Annotated in this window: 13 protein-coding genes; 6 read left to right on the top strand and 7 right to left on the bottom strand. The window is 70.0% G+C overall.

Annotation, left to right across the window (positions count from 1 at the left end; all coding sequences use genetic code 11):
• Nucleotides 1-148 precede the first annotated feature (148 nt).
• Nucleotides 149-622 carry a hypothetical protein gene (locus R9X44_RS35105; protein WP_319818706.1) on the top strand — a complete coding sequence of 158 codons (474 nt, stop codon included), beginning with the start codon at nt 149-151 and terminating at the stop codon, nt 620-622.
• A gap of 15 nt (nt 623-637) precedes the next feature.
• Here the strand turns inward: R9X44_RS35105 and R9X44_RS35110 are convergent, their stop codons facing one another.
• The 4 genes from R9X44_RS35110 to R9X44_RS35125 all read right to left on the bottom strand — a co-directional run bounded on the left by R9X44_RS35110 (nt 638) and on the right by R9X44_RS35125 (nt 5,136).
• Nucleotides 638-1,738, bottom strand: a complete 1,101-nt coding sequence (locus R9X44_RS35110) for a hypothetical protein (RefSeq protein ID WP_319818707.1) — start codon at nt 1,736-1,738, stop codon at nt 638-640.
• A gap of 234 nt (nt 1,739-1,972) precedes the next feature.
• Nucleotides 1,973-3,052, bottom strand: coding sequence for an NYN domain-containing protein (locus R9X44_RS35115; protein WP_319818708.1), 1,080 nt, complete (start codon nt 3,050-3,052; stop codon nt 1,973-1,975).
• Between the two features lie 232 nt (nt 3,053-3,284).
• Nucleotides 3,285-3,494 (bottom strand): acyl-CoA carboxylase subunit epsilon, encoded by a 210-nt coding sequence (locus R9X44_RS35120; RefSeq protein WP_319818709.1) that lies wholly within the window; start codon nt 3,492-3,494, stop codon nt 3,285-3,287.
• A 49-nt stretch (nt 3,495-3,543) separates the two neighbouring features.
• On the bottom strand, nt 3,544-5,136 hold the full coding sequence (locus R9X44_RS35125) for an acyl-CoA carboxylase subunit beta (protein ID WP_319818710.1): 1,593 nt from the start codon (nt 5,134-5,136) through the stop codon (nt 3,544-3,546).
• A 108-nt stretch (nt 5,137-5,244) separates the two neighbouring features.
• On the opposite strand from R9X44_RS35125, the gene R9X44_RS35130 reads away from it, so the two are divergent.
• Nucleotides 5,245-7,884 carry a phosphoenolpyruvate carboxylase gene (locus R9X44_RS35130; RefSeq protein ID WP_319818711.1) on the top strand — a complete coding sequence of 880 codons (2,640 nt, stop codon included), beginning with the start codon at nt 5,245-5,247 and terminating at the stop codon, nt 7,882-7,884.
• 53 nt (nt 7,885-7,937) lie between these two features.
• Here R9X44_RS35130 and R9X44_RS35135 read toward each other — a convergent pair whose 3' ends face one another.
• On the bottom strand, nt 7,938-8,411 hold the full coding sequence (locus R9X44_RS35135; RefSeq protein ID WP_319818712.1) for a TrmO family methyltransferase: 474 nt from the start codon (nt 8,409-8,411) through the stop codon (nt 7,938-7,940).
• Between the two features lie 213 nt (nt 8,412-8,624).
• A complete protein-coding gene (locus R9X44_RS35140; RefSeq protein WP_319818713.1) occupies nt 8,625-8,918 on the bottom strand; it encodes a hypothetical protein in 294 nt (97 codons plus the stop codon).
• Nucleotides 8,919-9,429: 511 nt separating this feature from the next.
• On the opposite strand from R9X44_RS35140, the gene R9X44_RS35145 reads away from it, so the two are divergent.
• The 4 genes from R9X44_RS35145 (at nt 9,430) to R9X44_RS35160 (ending at nt 14,457) form a co-directional block, all read left to right on the top strand.
• The gene (locus R9X44_RS35145) at nt 9,430-10,308 is read left to right on the top strand and encodes a biotin--[acetyl-CoA-carboxylase] ligase (RefSeq protein ID WP_319818714.1); all 879 of its coding nucleotides are present in this window, start codon (nt 9,430-9,432) and stop codon (nt 10,306-10,308) included.
• A 91-nt stretch (nt 10,309-10,399) separates the two neighbouring features.
• On the top strand, nt 10,400-11,341 hold the full coding sequence (locus R9X44_RS35150; protein ID WP_319818715.1) for an adenylate/guanylate cyclase domain-containing protein: 942 nt from the start codon (nt 10,400-10,402) through the stop codon (nt 11,339-11,341).
• Between the two features lie 61 nt (nt 11,342-11,402).
• Nucleotides 11,403-13,487: an RNA degradosome polyphosphate kinase gene (locus R9X44_RS35155; protein WP_319818716.1), complete on the top strand. Its 2,085-nt coding sequence runs from the start codon at nt 11,403-11,405 to the stop codon at nt 13,485-13,487.
• Nucleotides 13,477-14,457, top strand: coding sequence for an NUDIX hydrolase (locus tag R9X44_RS35160; protein ID WP_319818717.1), 981 nt, complete (start codon nt 13,477-13,479; stop codon nt 14,455-14,457). Before R9X44_RS35155 ends, R9X44_RS35160 begins: the two co-directional genes overlap by 11 nt.
• Nucleotides 14,458-14,721: 264 nt before the next feature.
• On the opposite strand, the gene R9X44_RS35165 is transcribed toward R9X44_RS35160, so the two are convergent.
• Nucleotides 14,722-16,200 carry a CYTH and CHAD domain-containing protein gene (locus tag R9X44_RS35165; protein ID WP_319818718.1) on the bottom strand — a complete coding sequence of 493 codons (1,479 nt, stop codon included), beginning with the start codon at nt 16,198-16,200 and terminating at the stop codon, nt 14,722-14,724.
• Between the last annotated feature and the right edge of the window lie 6 nt (nt 16,201-16,206).

Consider the following 16,206-nt stretch of genomic DNA (forward strand, 5'->3'; position numbering starts at 1 on the left):
CGCGTCGCGTCAGGGCCGCGTCGCGTCAGGGCCGCGTCGCGTCAGGGCCGCGTCGCGTCAGAACCCCACCCCCCAGAACCCCACCCCCCAGAACCCCACCCCCCAGAACTTCCTCGGTGATTCCGCGCGGTAGCGCGGGGAGTGGTCGTTGAACTGGCAGGTGGGTGCCGGGTCGGAGAGGGCCCGGGAGTGTCACGCGTCGTGGTTCAAGGGCTGTGACGAGGCGGCCATGCCAGGCGCGCCGCAGCGACGTCATGAAGACGAGGGCTCCGTCGATCAGTTCGGTATGACGCGGTGCTTCCGGGAGGCGGTCGAGGTCTTCCGCGAACCACCCTTCCTCACGCGGAGGGACCGTCCAATCCGGGAGGGCATCCATGCGACCTTCGTTGGGAATTTTTCTGGTTTGTGGTCAGTGGTCGATCTGGGGGTGGTAGGTGGCGAAGACCCATTTGCCGGGGGCGTTGTTGTGGGGGAAGGGGTGGGTGCCGGAGTTGGTGGCGGTGGCGAGGACCAGGCGGAGGCCCCAGCCGCCGAATTCGAAGTCGTCGGGGAGGGCGTCGATCGCTTCGAGGGTCCGGAGGTCAAGGAAATGCGTCTGCAGATCGGGACTTTGCTGGTGTGAAAGCTGTCGGGTGGGTTAGTGGGGGTGGGGGGTGGGGGGGTAGCGGGAGGGGTGGGGGTGGAGGGTTAGGTCGGTGTTGGGGAGGGGGGTGGTGTGGGTGGGGGGTGAAGGGTGTGGGGGGAAGGGATGGGTTGTTAGGGAGGTGGGGGTGCGGAGGTAGAGGGTGTGGGGGGAGAGGGCGGAGAGGGTGGCGTTGTGGGGGAGGGGGAGGGTCTGGGTGGGGGTGGCGTTGGGGGGGATGGGGGTGAGGGTGCCGGGGCCTGAGGCGTAGATGGTCTGGGTGGAGTGGGCGGGGAGGAGGGTGGTTATGGGGTGGTTGAGGGTGATGCGGGAGGTTTGTTGGAGGGAGGTGGCGTCGAGGACCAGGAGGCCGGAGGGGGTGGCGGCGTAGAAGCGGGAGCCGTCGGGGGAGAGGAGGAGGCGGGTGGGGGCGTCGGACATGACGGAGGTGCCGGACATGCCGGTGCGCCAGTCGAGGAAGAGAAGGGTGGTGCCGCAGGAGGTGACGAGGCGGTCGCCGTCGGCGGTGAAGTCGGCGGTGGAGGTGGGGGCGCAGGGGAGGAGGAGGGCGCGGTGGAGTGCCATTGACGTCGGGTCGCGGTACTCCAGGCGGCGGGCGGTGAGGAGGAGCGCGGTGGTGCCGTCGGGGGTGAAGACGAGGTCGCGGGCGGCGGAGAGGGGGCGCGGGCGGCCGGGGCGGAGGGTGCGCGGGTTGAGGGGGACCAGCGCGTTGGGGCCGAATGCCCAGAGCGTGCCCAGGTCCCATGACGGGACGACCCGGGCGACCGGGGCGGCGAGCCGGATCCGTCGGACCCGGGCGAGGTCGCGCTGGGCGAGGACGGTCACCGTGCGGCCGTGCGGGACGAACAGGCGTTTCGGCAGCGTCCGCAACGCCCGCGCCACCTTCTCCGGCCTCTTCGCGGCGTACACGTCGACGGGAAGGGGACGCCGGGGCCCGGCGAGCGGCGGCCCGGACGGCAGATAAGGCAGCGCCGCGCCGAGCCCGATGACGGCGTCGCCGGGCCGTCCGTCCGGCGCGAGCGGCACCGGGGCGCACCCGGTCAGCCCGCCGCACCCCAGCACGACCGCGACCACCACGCCCAAGGAAGAACGCACCCGCCGAATGTACCGCCGCGCTCACGCCGAGTGCCGGTCGCTTGACTCTCCGATGACCCCGCCCTGTCAGGCCGGTGCCCGCCCGCGCCGCGCCGCGCGAACGCGCGTCGCCTCAGGCCCGCTGGCGCGCCGCGCGCCGCCTCGGGCCCTAGACCGCGCCGCGCAAGCCTCGCGAACGCCCGCCGCGGAAACCCGCGCGCCTCGCGAACACGCACCGCGCAAGGACCCCGAGCGTCAGGAGCCTGAGGTGCCGATGCCGATGCCGAATTCGCGGTAGATGCGTTCCCAGAAGCCGTCGCGCAGCCAGGTGCGGGCTTCCTGGTAGGGGCGCAGTGAGCGGCCGAGGATCTTCTCGGCGTCGATGAGCAGTTCCTTGTCGATGACCGGGGGCAGTATCGGCCCCGGCAGCAGGTCGCGGATGTTGTCGCGTCCCCGCTCGAACACCCACTTCTGCGCGACGTGCTCGCCGACCTCGAGCATCGCCCCGCGGTCGGGCCCGAGCTTGCTCTCACCCTTGCCCTCGACGGCCCTGCTCTCGGCCGCCTTACCCTCCGCAAGCCGCCCCTCAGCCCCCTTCCCCTCGACGGCCTTGCCCGCAGACCCCACCGCGGCCGCAGCCGTCGACGGCAAAGGCGGCCGCACCGGAGGCGGAGGCGCGACCTTCCCCGCGAAAACCTGCGACGGCGACGGCACCGAAGGCCGACTCGTCGAAGCCGCCACGGCCGAAGGCGGCTCCGCCCCCGGCAACACCCCCGCCCGCGCGAAGTAAGGCCGCACAAAATCCGCAGGAAGCACCTCGACGGTGTCGGACTCCCACACCAGCCACTCGGCCTGATTGGACCCGTGCGTAGGCTCCACCCCCCAAAGGTGGACCCGCACCCCGTAACTCTGCGCGGCTTCGACGGCCGGAAGCATGTCCTCGTCCCCCGCGAGCAGCACCGCGTCCGTGATCGCCCGGTGCCGCGCCAGCGACTCGAGGTCCGCGCGCAGCTGCGCGTCGACGCCCTTCTGCTGCCCCTGCGCGTTGAGGTTGCCCAGGCGCAGCTTCACCAGCGGCAGGTTGGCGATGACGCGCTGCTCGACGGTCGGCTGCTTGCGCGGCGCGGCGTCGAACCAGTACAGCCTGAGGAGTTCGCCGTTGATGCGCTCGTCGGCGTGCGCGGTGAGCGCCTTGATGAGCTTTTCCGCGAAGACCCGGTACTCGCGCCGGGACGACGCCTCAAGAAGCAGCGCCCCGGAAGCAGCGTAAAGATAACCCGCATCGACAAAAACGGCATAGCGGGCAGGTTGCGGAAGAAACTCGGAGGCAGCCATGGGTACCCCACCTTAAAGGCACCGAGCCTTTCCGAGGAGCTACTTGTCACCGCCTTTTCGGGTGCCGCCCGGACCACCCCGGACGGCACCCGCCTCCCGCCGGGGTCACGGCTTCCGGACATAAACCCCGAGAGTGATCGGGCGCCCTGGTGCTGCCCGGAGGCCCCCAGGGCCGGAGGGCAGTGCCAGGATCGCGAGCGCCCGATCACCGGAGCGGCGGAGCCGCGACAATTCAATACGGCAAGGCGCTCGCTCGCCAGGCACCCGGGCCCGCGTGGACGGGGCCGCGCACGAGGCGGGACCGGTCGGTCCACGCCGACCTGCGGCGCTGCGGCGCGGCGGCGGGGGCGGCCGCCCGCGCGGAGATCACCGCGATCAGCGCGGCGACCTCCTCGGGGGTGGCGTCGCCCTTGATGACCTGAAGAAAAGGTCGTTCACTCATGCTCGCCCCTTGTCATCCCGAAATGTACCGTCTCATTAAGAGAACACCGTTACAGCGGGATGTTGCCGTGCTTCTTCGGCGGCAGCGTCTTGCGCTTCTCACGCAGCGCCCGCAGCGCCTTGATCACGTGGATCCGCGTCTCCGACGGCTTGATGACCGCGTCGACATAACCGCGTTCGGCCGCGATGTACGGGTTCGCGAGCGTGTCCTCGTACTCCGTGACGAGCTCGGCCCGCCGCGCGTCGGGGTCGTCGGCCGCCGCCAGCTCACGCCGGTACAGGATGTTCACCGCGCCCTGCGCGCCCATGACGGCGATCTGCGCGGTCGGCCACGCGAGGTTGACGTCCGCGCCAAGGTGCTTGGACCCCATGACGTCGTACGCGCCGCCGTACGCCTTGCGGGTGATGACGGTCACCAGCGGCACGGTCGCCTCGGCGTACGCGTACAGCAGCTTCGCGCCGCGCCGGATGATCCCGCCGAACTCCTGGTCGGTGCCGGGCAGGAACCCGGGCACGTCCACAAAAGTCAGGACAGGCACGTTGAAGGCATCACAGGTCCGGATAAACCGGGCGGCCTTCTCCGACGCGTCGATGTCCAGCGTCCCGGCGAACTGCAGCGGCTGGTTCGCGACGATCCCGACGCTCCGCCCGTCCACCCGCGCGTACCCGACGACGATGTTCGGCGCGAAAAGCGGCTGGACCTCGAGGAAGTCCCCGTCGTCCACGACGCCCTCGATGACCGTCTTCATGTCATACGGCTGGTTCGCCGAGTCCGGGATGATCGTGTCGAGTTCGTCGACGGTGTCCAGTTCGGCGGCCGGCTCGAACTCCGGCGCCTCGGACATGTTGTTCGACGGCAGGTACGACAGCAGCGCCTTGACGTAGTCGATCGCGTCGGTCTCGTCGGAGGCCATGTAGTGCGAAACGCCCGACTTGCTGTTGTGCGTGTGCGCGCCGCCCAGCTCCTCGAACGTCACCTCCTCGCCGGTGACCGTCTTGATCACGTCGGGGCCGGTGATGAACATGTGCGAGGTCTGGTCGACCATGACGATGAAGTCGGTGAGCGCCGGGGAGTAGACGTGCCCGCCGGCCGTCGCGCCCATGATCAGCGAGATCTGCGGGATGACGCCGCTGGCGTGCACGTTCCGCTTGAAGATCTCCGCGTACAGGCCGAGCGCCACGACGCCCTCCTGGATGCGCGCGCCGCCGCCCTCGTTGATCCCGATGATCGGGCAGCCGGTGTTCAGCGCCATGTCGAGCATCTTGACGATCTTCTCGCCGTAGACCTCGCCGAGCGAGCCGCCGAACGCCATCACGTCCTGGGAGAACACGCACACCTGACGGCCGTCGACCGTGCCGTACCCGATGACGACGCCGTCGCTGTAGGGGCGCTTCTTCTCCAGCCCGAACATGGTCGAGCGGTGCCGGGCGAACTCGTCGAACTCCACGAAGGAGCCCTCGTCCAGCAGGGCGTCGATCCGCTCGCGAGCGGTCATCTTGCCCTTCGCGTGCTGCTTCTCCACCGCGGCGGCCGACCCGGCGTGCACGGCTTCGTACCTGCGTCGCTCAAGGTCGGCGATTTTTCCCGCCGTGGTGTGGATGTCGATCTTTTCGACCGGGGGTTCAACCGCTTCCATCGCCATGGGCGAAAGGGTAACGAGTCGCTTGTCAAACCCGGTGCACCGGGGTATGCGCGAAATGACCGCGACCCAATGGTATAGACCAATCGATTCCTCTGTAGGATGCCGATCGTGACCGAGAACCTCGCTTCCCAGATCAGAGTGGACCTGCCCGACGAGTTGCGCGCGGATGTCCGGCTGCTGGGCTCCCTGCTCGGCCATGTCCTCGTCGAGTACGGCGGCCAGGGCCTGCTCGACGACGTCGAACGGCTGCGCCACGCCGTCATCTCCGCGCGCAAGGGCGAGGTGCCCGGCGACGAGATCGTCGCGTTCGTCGGCGAGTGGCCGCTTGAGCGGTGTGAGCTCGTCGCACGGGCGTTCTCGGTGTACTTCCACCTGACGAACCTCGCCGAGGAGCACCACCGCATCCGCACCCTGCGCGAACGCGACGTGGAGGGCGCGGCGCCGCAGTCGGGCTCGGTGAAGGCCGCGGTGGCCGCGCTGGCCGATCCGGTCGACGCCGTCGCCGGCCTCGAGTTCCGTCCCGTCTTCACCGCGCACCCCACCGAGGCGCGCCGCCGCGCGGTCGTGACGTCGATCACGCGCGTCAGCGGCCTGCTGCACGAGTACAACAGCCCCGCGCGCGGCTTCAGCGAGAAGACCGAGCTGCGCCGCCGGATGCGCGAGGAGATCGACCTCCTGTGGCGCACCGCGCAGCGCCGTCACGAGGCCATGGACCCCCTTGACGAGGTCCGCGTCGCCCTCGCCACGTTCGATGAGACGATCTTCCGCGTCGTCCCGGCCATCTACCGCGCGCTGGACACCGTCCTGAAGGACAGCGAGAAGGACGGCCCGTCGGAGGACGACTTCGAGGCAGCCGGGGCCGAGCCGCCCCTCGCGCCCGCCTATGTGCGTTACGGCAGCTGGATCGGCGGCGACCGCGACGGCAACCCGTTCGTCACCGCCCAGGTCACCAGGCAGGCGCTGAAGATCCAGTCGCAACACGTGCTGATCGCGCTGGAGAACGCCGCCACCCGGATCGGCAGGCAGCTGACGGTCAACCAGAGCACGACCCCGGCGTCGGCTGCGCTGCGCAACGCGATCGCCGCGGCCCGCACCTCGCAGCCCGAGGTCCTCGCCGAGCTCGCCGCGCGCTCGCCCGGCGAGCCGCACCGCCAGTACCTGCTGTACGCGGCCGAGCGGATCAGGGCCACCCGCGAGCGCAACGCCGACCTCGGCTACGCGGGCCCCGAACAGCTCCTCGACGACCTCGTCCTCATCCAGGACTCCCTCGCCGAAGTCGGCGCGCCGCGCCAGGCGTACGGGGAGCTCCAGCACCTCATCTGGCAGGTCGAGACGTTCGGCTTCCACCTCGCCGAGCTGGAGATCCGCCAGCACTCCGCGGTGCACGAGCGCGCGCTGACCGAGGTCAGGCGCGGCGGCGCGCTGTCGCCGGAGACCGAGGAGGTCCTCGACACCCTGCGCGTCATGGCGTGGGCGCAGAAGCGGTTCGGCGTGTCGGCCTGCTCCCGCTACATCGTGTCGTTCTCCCGCTCGGCCGCCGACATCGCCGCCGTCTACGAACTCGCCGAGTCCCTGGGAGACGCAGCGCCGACCCTCGACGTCGTCCCGCTGTTCGAGACCGGCGACGACCTCCAGCGCGCGGTGTCGGTGCTGTCGGAGGCGATCAGGCTCGTCCCGGTCCAGCGACGGCTCGGGCAGACCGGACGCCGTCTGGAGGTCATGCTCGGCTACTCCGACTCGGCCAAGGACATGGGCCCCGCCAGCGCCACCCTCCTGCTGTACGACACGCAGGAGGCCCTGGCCCGCTGGGCGGAGGACAACAACGTCACCCTCACCCTCTTCCACGGCCGCGGCGGCTCGCTCGGCCGCGGCGGCGGCCCGGTGAACCGCGCGATCCTCGCCCAGCCGCCCGGCTCCGTCGACGGCAGGTTCAAGGTCACCGAGCAGGGCGAGGTCATCTTCGCCCGCTACGGCCACCCCGAGATCGCCAAGCGCCACGTCGAACAGGTCACCAACGCGATCCTGCTCTCCTCGACCCCCGAGGTCGAGCGGAAGGTCTCGGAGGCGGCGGCGCGGTTCCGTCCGCTGGCCGACCGCATCAGCGACGCCGCCCACAAGGCGTTCCGCTCCCTTGTCGAAACCGACGGCTTCGCCGAGTGGTTCTCCCGCGTCTCCCCCCTCGCCGAGATCGGCGACCTCCGCATCGGCTCACGCCCCGCCCGCCGCACCGGCGCCTCAACCCTCGACGACCTCCGCGCCATCCCCTGGGTCTTCGCCTGGACCCAGACCCGCGTCAACCTCCCCGCCTGGTACGGCCTCGGCACCGGCCTCGCGGCGGTCGCCGACGACCCGGACCTCCGCGAGGCATACGCCTCATGGCCCCTCTTCAACGCCATGATCGACAACGCCGAGATGTCCCTGGCCAAGACCGACCGCGACATCGCCGTCCGCTACCTCTCCCTGGGCTCCCGCGACGACCTCGCCACCACAGTCATCACCGAATACGACCGCACCCTGGACCTCGTCAAGCGCGTAACAGGCCACCGCCGCCTCCTGGAAAACCGCAAGGTCCTCTCCCGCGCCGTAGAACTCCGCAACCCCTACGTAGACGCCCTCAGCTACCTCCAACTCCGCGCCCTACGCACCCTCCGCTCCCCCCACACCCCCGACCACGACCCCACCCGCCTAGAAAACCTCCTCCTCCTCACCGTAAACGGCGTAGCCGCCGGCCTCCAAAACACCGGCTGACCCCCACGCAGAAGCGCGCCACCGCCAAACCAGAAAGACGGCGGCACGCCCAGTCACCGCTCCGGCGAAGTCGCAGTCCAGTAGTCGGCGAGCATTTCGGTGGGCCAGGCCGGTTGGCGGATCTCTCCACGAGGCCCCATCTCCCGGAAGTAGGGCGCGAGGTCATAGACGGGAGTGCCGTCAACGGCGTCGAGGTCGGCCACGTGCAGATCGAGACCGTCGACCTTGAGGAGCCGGGGAAAAGACTGCGCGAGCTGATTCGGCCGCCGATGGTTGCGGTGCACGAACGTCCCCGTGGACGGCCAACGGGCATCGCCGCGCGGACTACGCGCATGCAGCGCGACATCCCCGGGCGACGCCAGGTGAAAGTGCCAGACGACGACCAGATGCGAGAACTCCTCAAGCCCCCGAACGACCTCAACGGGATACCCGGCATCAAGCCTGATGATCGCCGTCTCGGTCCAGTGGTCGTCACTGACCACACCCCGCCCACCGACGACATGACCAATGGGCACTATCTCAAGCAACACAATTCCTCCCACCAAGAACACTCAACAGATCAATCTACGTGCGCCAGATAACGGGCAGCACGCGAGTCAGCTTCCATAACGGCCGGGATCTTGCGGTGGCGATAGGCCGAAACCTGACGCCGCATCTCCACGACGACCTGACGAGCACGCCCGGAACAGATCCCCTCATCCGTCGCATCAAGCGCCCTCACCCAAGTCCCACACGCCTCCTCAACAGCGCCGGTCGTCCTCGGCTTTGACAAGCGCGCGTGCCGCCGCCGTCCTGCGCTGCGCCATCGCGCGCAGGACGTGCCCGGCAAGGGGCGCGTCGTCGCCGCGCGCCGCGAGCTTCACGGCCTCACGAAAGTACCGCTGGGCGACCGCCTGCTCGGAATTGTCGAACGCCATCCAGCCGATGAGATAGGTCAGTTCACCGGCCGCCGAGAACATCTCCCGCCGCACCCTGTCATTCGCAAAATTCCCCTGCAACAGGCCCAGGACCTCACCGTGCAGATACTGCACCATCGCCTTCCTGCCACTTTGACCGGTCTTCCCGCGTTCGTTCCGTACCCTGCGGTCGGCAATCGAGGTTCACTGAACCAGGTCACCGATTTATTCCTGGATTTCATCCTTTGCTGAAATGCTCAAGAACGGAGTCTCGAATATCGTCGTGAGGGTCTGCGCCCTTCTGACCTGGTCATGGTGCTGCTCGTCCGTGACGATGACGGCGACCACCCGATGCCGGTGAGCCGACCGCGGGAGGTCGGACTCGCCGTCCGCCGGATCAGCAGACTCAGCGTGTCATCGCCAACACGAGCGCCGACGGTGAGCCCCTGCTTGTCTCCCTTGACTATGACGGGGCGGACGGCGTCGCTCTTGTGGTGAGGACTCCTGTCTGGCATTTCCGGGTTGGGAAGGTTGTCGTGTTCACGCTCGACCAGGCGGCCGAACTCAGGGACATGCTCAACGATGTCCTGCCAGCGTGAGAGGGGGTGGTGCGCTGGAGGGGGGTGGGGGGATGGGGTTGGATGGGGGGATGGGTGCGTATTCGGATTTGGGGCGGCCGCCGTTGAGTGGGCGGGGGCTTGGTCGGGCGTTGGTGCGGGAGGGGGGGTTCTGGCGGGAGGTTCGGGTGGTGGAGGAGACCGGGTCCACCAATGGGGATGTGGCTGGGATCGCGGCTGAGGGGGGGCGTGAAGGGGTTGTGGTGGTGGCTGAGGCGCAGCGGGCTGGGCGGGGGAGGCTTGGGAGGGGGTGGGTCGCGCCGCCGAGGTCTGGGCTGATGTTCTCGGTGTTGTTGCGGCCGGGGGGGAAGGTGCCGGCGGCGCGGCTTGGGTGGATTCCGCTGCTTACCGGGGTTGCCGTGGCGACTGCTGTGCGGTCGGTTACGGGGAGGGCGCAGGCCGGGGAGTTCGGGGAGGCTACGGGGGCGAAGGAAGTGGATGCGGGCCTCAAGTGGCCTAATGATCTGCTTGTGGGGGATCGGAAGCTTGCGGGGATTCTTGCGGAGCGGGTGGGGGATGCCGTCGTCGTCGGGGTGGGGCTGAATGTGTCGTTGCGGGCTGAGGAGCTGCCGGTGGCGACGGCCACGTCGTTGCTGCTCGAGGACGCGGCCGTCACCGATCGGGAGACCGTGCTCAAGGCGATCTTGCGTGAGCTCGCGTTGCGGTACACCGAGTGGCGCGCGGCCGACGGCGACCCGGACGGGAGCGGCCTGCGGGGGGTTTATCGCGAGATGTGCGTCACCCTGGGGAAGGACATCCGGATCGAGCTGCCAGGGGGGAGCGCCGAGACGGGCCGGGCCGTCGACGTCGACGCCGAGGGCAGGCTCGTCGTCGACACCGCGAAGGGCCCGCAGGCGTTCAGCGCGGGCGATGTGGTCCACGTCCGGAATCCGGGACCCGCGGGACACTAGTGACAGCCATCACATAGCCTGTTCGTCGCATTGGGGCTGATCAGCCGCGAGATCGGGGAGTGACGGGGAAATGTCCGGGCGAGAACGGGAGGTGCGGGAGCTCGAAGAGCTCCTGCTCGGCGGTGAACTGAAGTTCACCCGCGCCGACGCGGTCCGTGAGACCGGCGTGCCCGCCGAGTTCACCGAGCGGCTGTGGCGTTCCTTCGGCTTCGCGAGCCCCGGCGACGGCGTCCCGGCGTTCACCGAGGGCGATCTGAGCGCGCTGCGCAGGATCAAGGGCCTGCTCGAGCGCAACAGCCTCGGTGATCGCACCGAGGAGCTCGTCCTCGGGCAGGCGCGCGCGTTCGGGCAGACCATGGCGCGCCTCGCCGAGTGGCAGAGCGGCCTGCTGACGGGGGCGGGCCTGGACCTCTCGGTCCTGAACGAGCAGTTCCTCGGCCATCTGGAACCCCTGCTGCTGCACGCGTGGCGCCGTCAGCTCGCCGCCGCGGGGGCGCGGGCGCTGGCGTCCATGTCGGAGGACGGCGAGCTGACGGCGAGGCCCGTCGCGGTCGGGTTCGCCGACATGGTGTCGTTCACCGCGATGAGCAAGGAGCTGAACGAGCTTGAGCTCGGCAGGATCGTCGAGCGCTTCGAGACGACCGCCGCCGACATCGTCGCCGCGCACGGCGCACGGCTGATCAAGACCCTCGGCGACGAGGTCCTCTACGCGGCCGACTCGGCGGCGACGGGCGTCGAGGTCGGCATCGACATCTCCGAGGCCGTCCAGCGCGAGACCGAGGTCCCCGACGTCCGCGTCGGCATGGCCTACGGCCCCGTCCTGCCCCTGATGGGCGACATCTTCGGCACCACGGTGAACCTCGCGTCCCGGCTGACGTCGATCGCGCGCCCCGGCACGCTGGTCGCCGACGAGGGCCTGGCGAAGGAGCTCCAGGGAGATTCTTCGTATGAACTCGTGCGGATCGTGCGTAGACCGGTGCGTGGGTTGGGGATCATCCAACCGTACGTGGTGCGCAGGTCCACATCACGATGACAAACTTGAGGACACACGGAGTTTGTTATCCGTTCACCTTCAAGGGGGATCATTCACCATCATGGCTGCGAATCCAGGACAAATCCCTCACGGTGACTACCTTCCGGAAGACCGCTTCCTGGACCGTGAGGAGAGCTGGCTGAGGTTCAACCAGCGCGTCCTGGAGCTTGCCGAGGATACGGAACTCCCGCTGCTGGAACGCGTCCGCTTCCTGTCGATCTTCGCCACCAACCTTGACGAGTTCTTCATGGTCCGCGTCGCGGGCCTGATGCGCCGGATGGCCACCGGCCTCGCCGTCCGCTCGGCCTCGGGAAGGCAGCCCCGCGAGGTCCTCGAGCGCACCGCCGTCGTCGCGCACGAACTGATGCTCAGGCACGCCGCCTGCTTCCACACCGACATCCTCCCTGCCCTGGCCAAACAGGACATCGAGATCCTGCGCTGGGACGACCTCGCCGACACCGAGCGCGAGAACCTGAGCCGGATGTTCCGCGAGCGGATCTACCCCGTCCTCACCCCCCTCGTGGTCGACTCCGCCCACCCGTTCCCGTACATCTCGGGCCTTTCCCTCAACCTCGCCGTCGTCGTGCGCGACCCCGAGACCGAGGCGAGGCTGTTCGCCCGCGTCAAGGTGCCCGAGCTCCTCCCGCGCCTGCTGGAAGCCTCGCCCGATAGATTCACGCCCCTCGAGGACGTGATCGCCGCCCATCTCACGCAGCTGTTCAACGGGATGGAGATCGTCGAGCGGCACGCGTTCCGCGTCACCCGCAACCAGGACCTCGAGGTGGACGAGGACATCACCGAGGACCTGCTCCAGGCGCTGGAGAAGGAACTCCTGCGCCGCCGCTTCGGCCCGCCGGTCCGGCTCGAGGTCGAGCAGTCGATCTCCGAGGAGGTCCTCGAGCTGCTCATGGAGGAGCTCGGCGTCAGCGACCGGCAGGTCTACCGGGTCCCAGGCCCGCTCGACCTCGGCGGCCTCGCGATCATCGCCGACCTCGACCGCAGCGAGCTGAAGTACCCGCCGTTCGTGCCGTCCAAGGCCGCGCTGCCGAGCGAGGGGAGCATCTTCGCCGCCCTGCGCGAGCGCGACGTGGTCGTCCACCACCCGTACGACTCGTTCACCACGAGCGTCCAGCGGCTCATCGAGGAGGCCGCCGACGACCCGCGCGTCCTGGCGATCAAGCAGACCCTCTACCGCACCTCAGGCGACTCCCCGGTGGTCGACGCGCTCATCAGCGCCGCAGACGCCGGCAAGCAGGTCGTCGTGGTGGTCGAGATCAAGGCCCGTTTTGACGAGTCCGCGAACATCGAGTGGGCCCGCAAGCTGGAACAGGCCGGGTGCCACGTCGTCTATGGCTTCGTCGGCCTGAAGACGCACTGCAAGCTCGCCCTCGTCGTCCGGCAGGAGCCCGACGGCAGCCTGCGGCGTTACTGCCACATCGGCACCGGCAACTACCACCCGAAGACCGCGCGGCTGTATGAGGACCTCGGCCTGCTGACCGCCGCGCCGGAGGTCGCCGAGGACGTCACCGAGCTGTTCAACCACCTGACGGGCTACTCCCGCAAGGTCAGCTACCGGCAGCTCCTCGTCGCGCCGAACACCCTGCGCAGCGGCCTCGTCCTGCGGATCGAGCGGGAGATCGGCCACCACAGGGCGGGCCGTCCCGCGCGCGTCCGGTTCAAGTGCAACAGCCTTGTTGACGAGGTCGTCATCGACGCGCTGTACCGGGCGTCGCAGGCCGGGGTGCCGGTCGACGTCTGGGTCCGGGGGATCTGCGCGCTGCGTCCGGGCGTCGCGGGAATGTCGGACAACATCAGGGTGCGCAGTGTGCTCGGCAGGTTCCTCGAACACTCACGCATCTACGCGTTCGAGTGCGGCGGCAGCCCCGAGGTGTGGTTCGGCAGCGCCGACCTGATGCACCGCAACCTCGACCGCCGCGTCGAGGCGATGGTCAGGGTCAACGACGTCGGCCACCGCGACGAGCTCATCCGCTTCCTCGACCGCGGCATGGACGACGACACCGCGTCCTGGCACCTGCACGGCGACGGCGACTGGACCCGCTACAAGGGCACACCCGACAATCCGGCCACCGACATCCAGAGCCACCTCATGCGCACGCGCCGGTGGAGAACCGTGGATGGCGGCTGAGGCCGCACCCGAGCCGGGCCCGTCTCCCGTGCGGGCGGCGGGCGCGGTGCTGTGGCGGGACGGCGACGGCGTCATCGAGGTCGCGCTCGTCCACCGGCCCAGGTACGACGACTGGAGCTTCCCCAAGGGCAAGGCCAAGCACGGCGAGCACCCGGTGCGTACGGCGGTCCGCGAGGTCGCCGAGGAGACCGGGGTGACCGCGCGGCTGGGGATTCCGCTGCCGACCGCGCGTTACAGCGTGGGCGGGCGGCCCAAGACCGTCGAGTACTGGGCGGCTGAGGTCGTCACGAGTGAGGAGTTCAAGCCGGGCCGGGAGGTCGACGCGCTGCGCTGGGTGCCCGTCGCGGAGGCGCTCGGGCTGCTCACGCACGCCCAGGACGCGGCGCTGCTGCGCGCGTTCGCCGCACCCATCCGGGCCGGCGCGCCCTGGCCGTGCCGGACGCGTCCGGTGGTCGTGCTGCGGCACGCGTGCGCGGGGGAGAAGCGCTTCTGGCAGGGCAGCGACCTCCTGCGCCCCCTTGACGACCGGGGCCGCTGGGAGTCCACCGCGCTGACCCCTCTGCTCGCCGCCTACGCCCCCGGACGCGTCGTCTCCTCCGGCACCGCACGCTGCGTGGAGACGGTCCTTGACTACGCCCTCTCGCGCGGCCTGCCCATCGCGACCGACCCCGCCTTCACCGTCGGCCCCTCCGACGACCGCCCCGACGCAGCCGCCCGCCTCAGGGACCTCATCGCCGAAAGCCCCGACGGCCTGCTCATCTGCACCCACGGCGAGATCATCCCCCTGCTCCTGAACGCCCTGGCCGACCCGCCCCCCGACCCGCCCACCCTCCGGAAGTCCGAATTCCGCGTCTTCCACCTGACCCCCGACGGCCTCCCCCTCGCCACCGAACACCACGCCCCCCACCCCACAAAACCCCTCGCAGTCCCTTCGGGCCTGCGAGGAAGAACCGACCCCACCCCCACCTGACCCGGACCACCGGTGGCCCGACGCCCCGGCCCCCGGCCCCCACGAACCTCCCGCAGTCCCTTCGGGACTGCGGGGGAGAAGCGACGCACCCCCACCCGACCAGGAGGGCCGTTGGCCCGACCCCGGCCCTGTTCGGGGCCGCGCGCTCGGCCGGGGAGCACCGGGCGGCTCGACCCCAGCTCCCTTCGCGGCCGCGGGGCCGTCCGGGGAGCACTGGGCGGCCCGGCCCCGGCTTCCTGCGGGGAGGGGCGACTGTCTTTGGGGTTAGGTGAGGAGGGGGAGGGTGGTGGATTGGGCGGTGGTCCAGGTGGTTTCGAGTTCGTTCAGGGCGGTTTGGGCTTCGCAGCGTTCGCGGCCGTAGAGGGCGCCGAGGACGAAGGACTGGTCGAGGGCGTCGGGGGTGGCGGTGGAGGGGCGGCGTTCGCGCAGGAAGTCCTGGGCGAGGACGCCGTCCTGGAAGCGGCCGAGGACCTCCTGGAGCGACTTGGCGGCCTTGGAGACGGTCTTGGCGTCCTTGCCGAGCACCTCGCGCGTGGAGTCGGCCGTGTAGCGCGCGCGCTTGGCCTTCTTGCGCATCTCGTGCCGCGCCTCGTCGGCGGCCTCCGGGGTCTCGGCCGCCGCGATCTCCGCGTGCGCCTTCTGCAGCTTGCGCCAGGCCCGCCGGACGAGCTTCGGCAGCTCGGACTCGGCCGGACGCACCGCGCGCGGCGTGAACGGCGGCGCCGTCAGCAGGTGGTCGAGCGAGTTCAGCAGCGTGAAGTACCGCTCGCCCGAGAGCGCCGCACGGATCGTGTCGTACCCCGCGAGCTCGCGCTCCTTGATCTCCACGAGCCAGCCCGGGTCGTGCTCGGGCGCGATCGGCAGCTCCGCGATCCGCGACGAGAACCGCTCGTAAAGCACCTCGGCGTCGCGCACCTCGCCCAGCACCTCGGCGAGCCAGCGCAGCTCGGGCTGCAGCGGGTCGGTCAGCGCGCGGTCGAGCAGCGGACGCGAGCTGGCCAGGACGCTGCGCAGCCGCCGCACCGCGACCCGCATCTTGTGGACGGAGTCGAACTCCTCGCGCCGCACCTTCGGGTCGTTGCCGAGCAGTTCGGCGATCTGCACGGTCAGATGCCGCATGATCGCGTCGCCCGCGCGGTCGCCGCCCCACGTCGGCGGCTTGGTGATCGCCGGGGCCAGCAGCCGCCCCAGCTTGGACGAGCTCGCCGAGCGCCGCGCGCCGGCCTTGGTGAGCTGCTTGCCGAGGTCCGCCAGCAGCTTCGGATCACCCGAGACGAGCTCGATCTCGATCTCCCGCCACGACGACGCCCCCGGCGTCCCCTCCACCGACCCGGTGACGAGGTCGTCGGCGAGCTCGACGAGCACCTCGCCGGACTCGGAGTGCAGGTCGCGCGTCGTGCGCACGGTCGTCAGGGTCGCCACGGGCTTCAGCGCGTTCCCGCGCGTATAGGCGGTGACCAGGGAGGACAGCTCCTCGGGAAGCTCCTCCTGCGGCGGGGCCCGGAACTCGCGCTTGGCGTCGGGCCCCGCTGGCAGTTTCAGATGCCAGCCCGCGTCATGACCGCCGGTCCGGCGGCGGAGGGTGACCTTGCGGGCGGCGAGCCGCAGCTCGTCGGTGTCGTAGTAGACGGCTTCGAGCTCGTGGACCTCGGGCGGACCCGCGGTGACGGGACCGCCGAGCTCGGGCAGGACGAACCCGGCGTCGGCGTCGAACTTGAGCTCGATCTCCAGGTGTTCGGCCATGGGCCC

The sequence above is a fragment of the Actinocorallia sp. A-T 12471 genome (genome assembly GCF_033875155.1).
In the GTDB taxonomy this organism is placed as follows: domain Bacteria; phylum Actinomycetota; class Actinomycetes; order Streptosporangiales; family Streptosporangiaceae; genus Actinocorallia.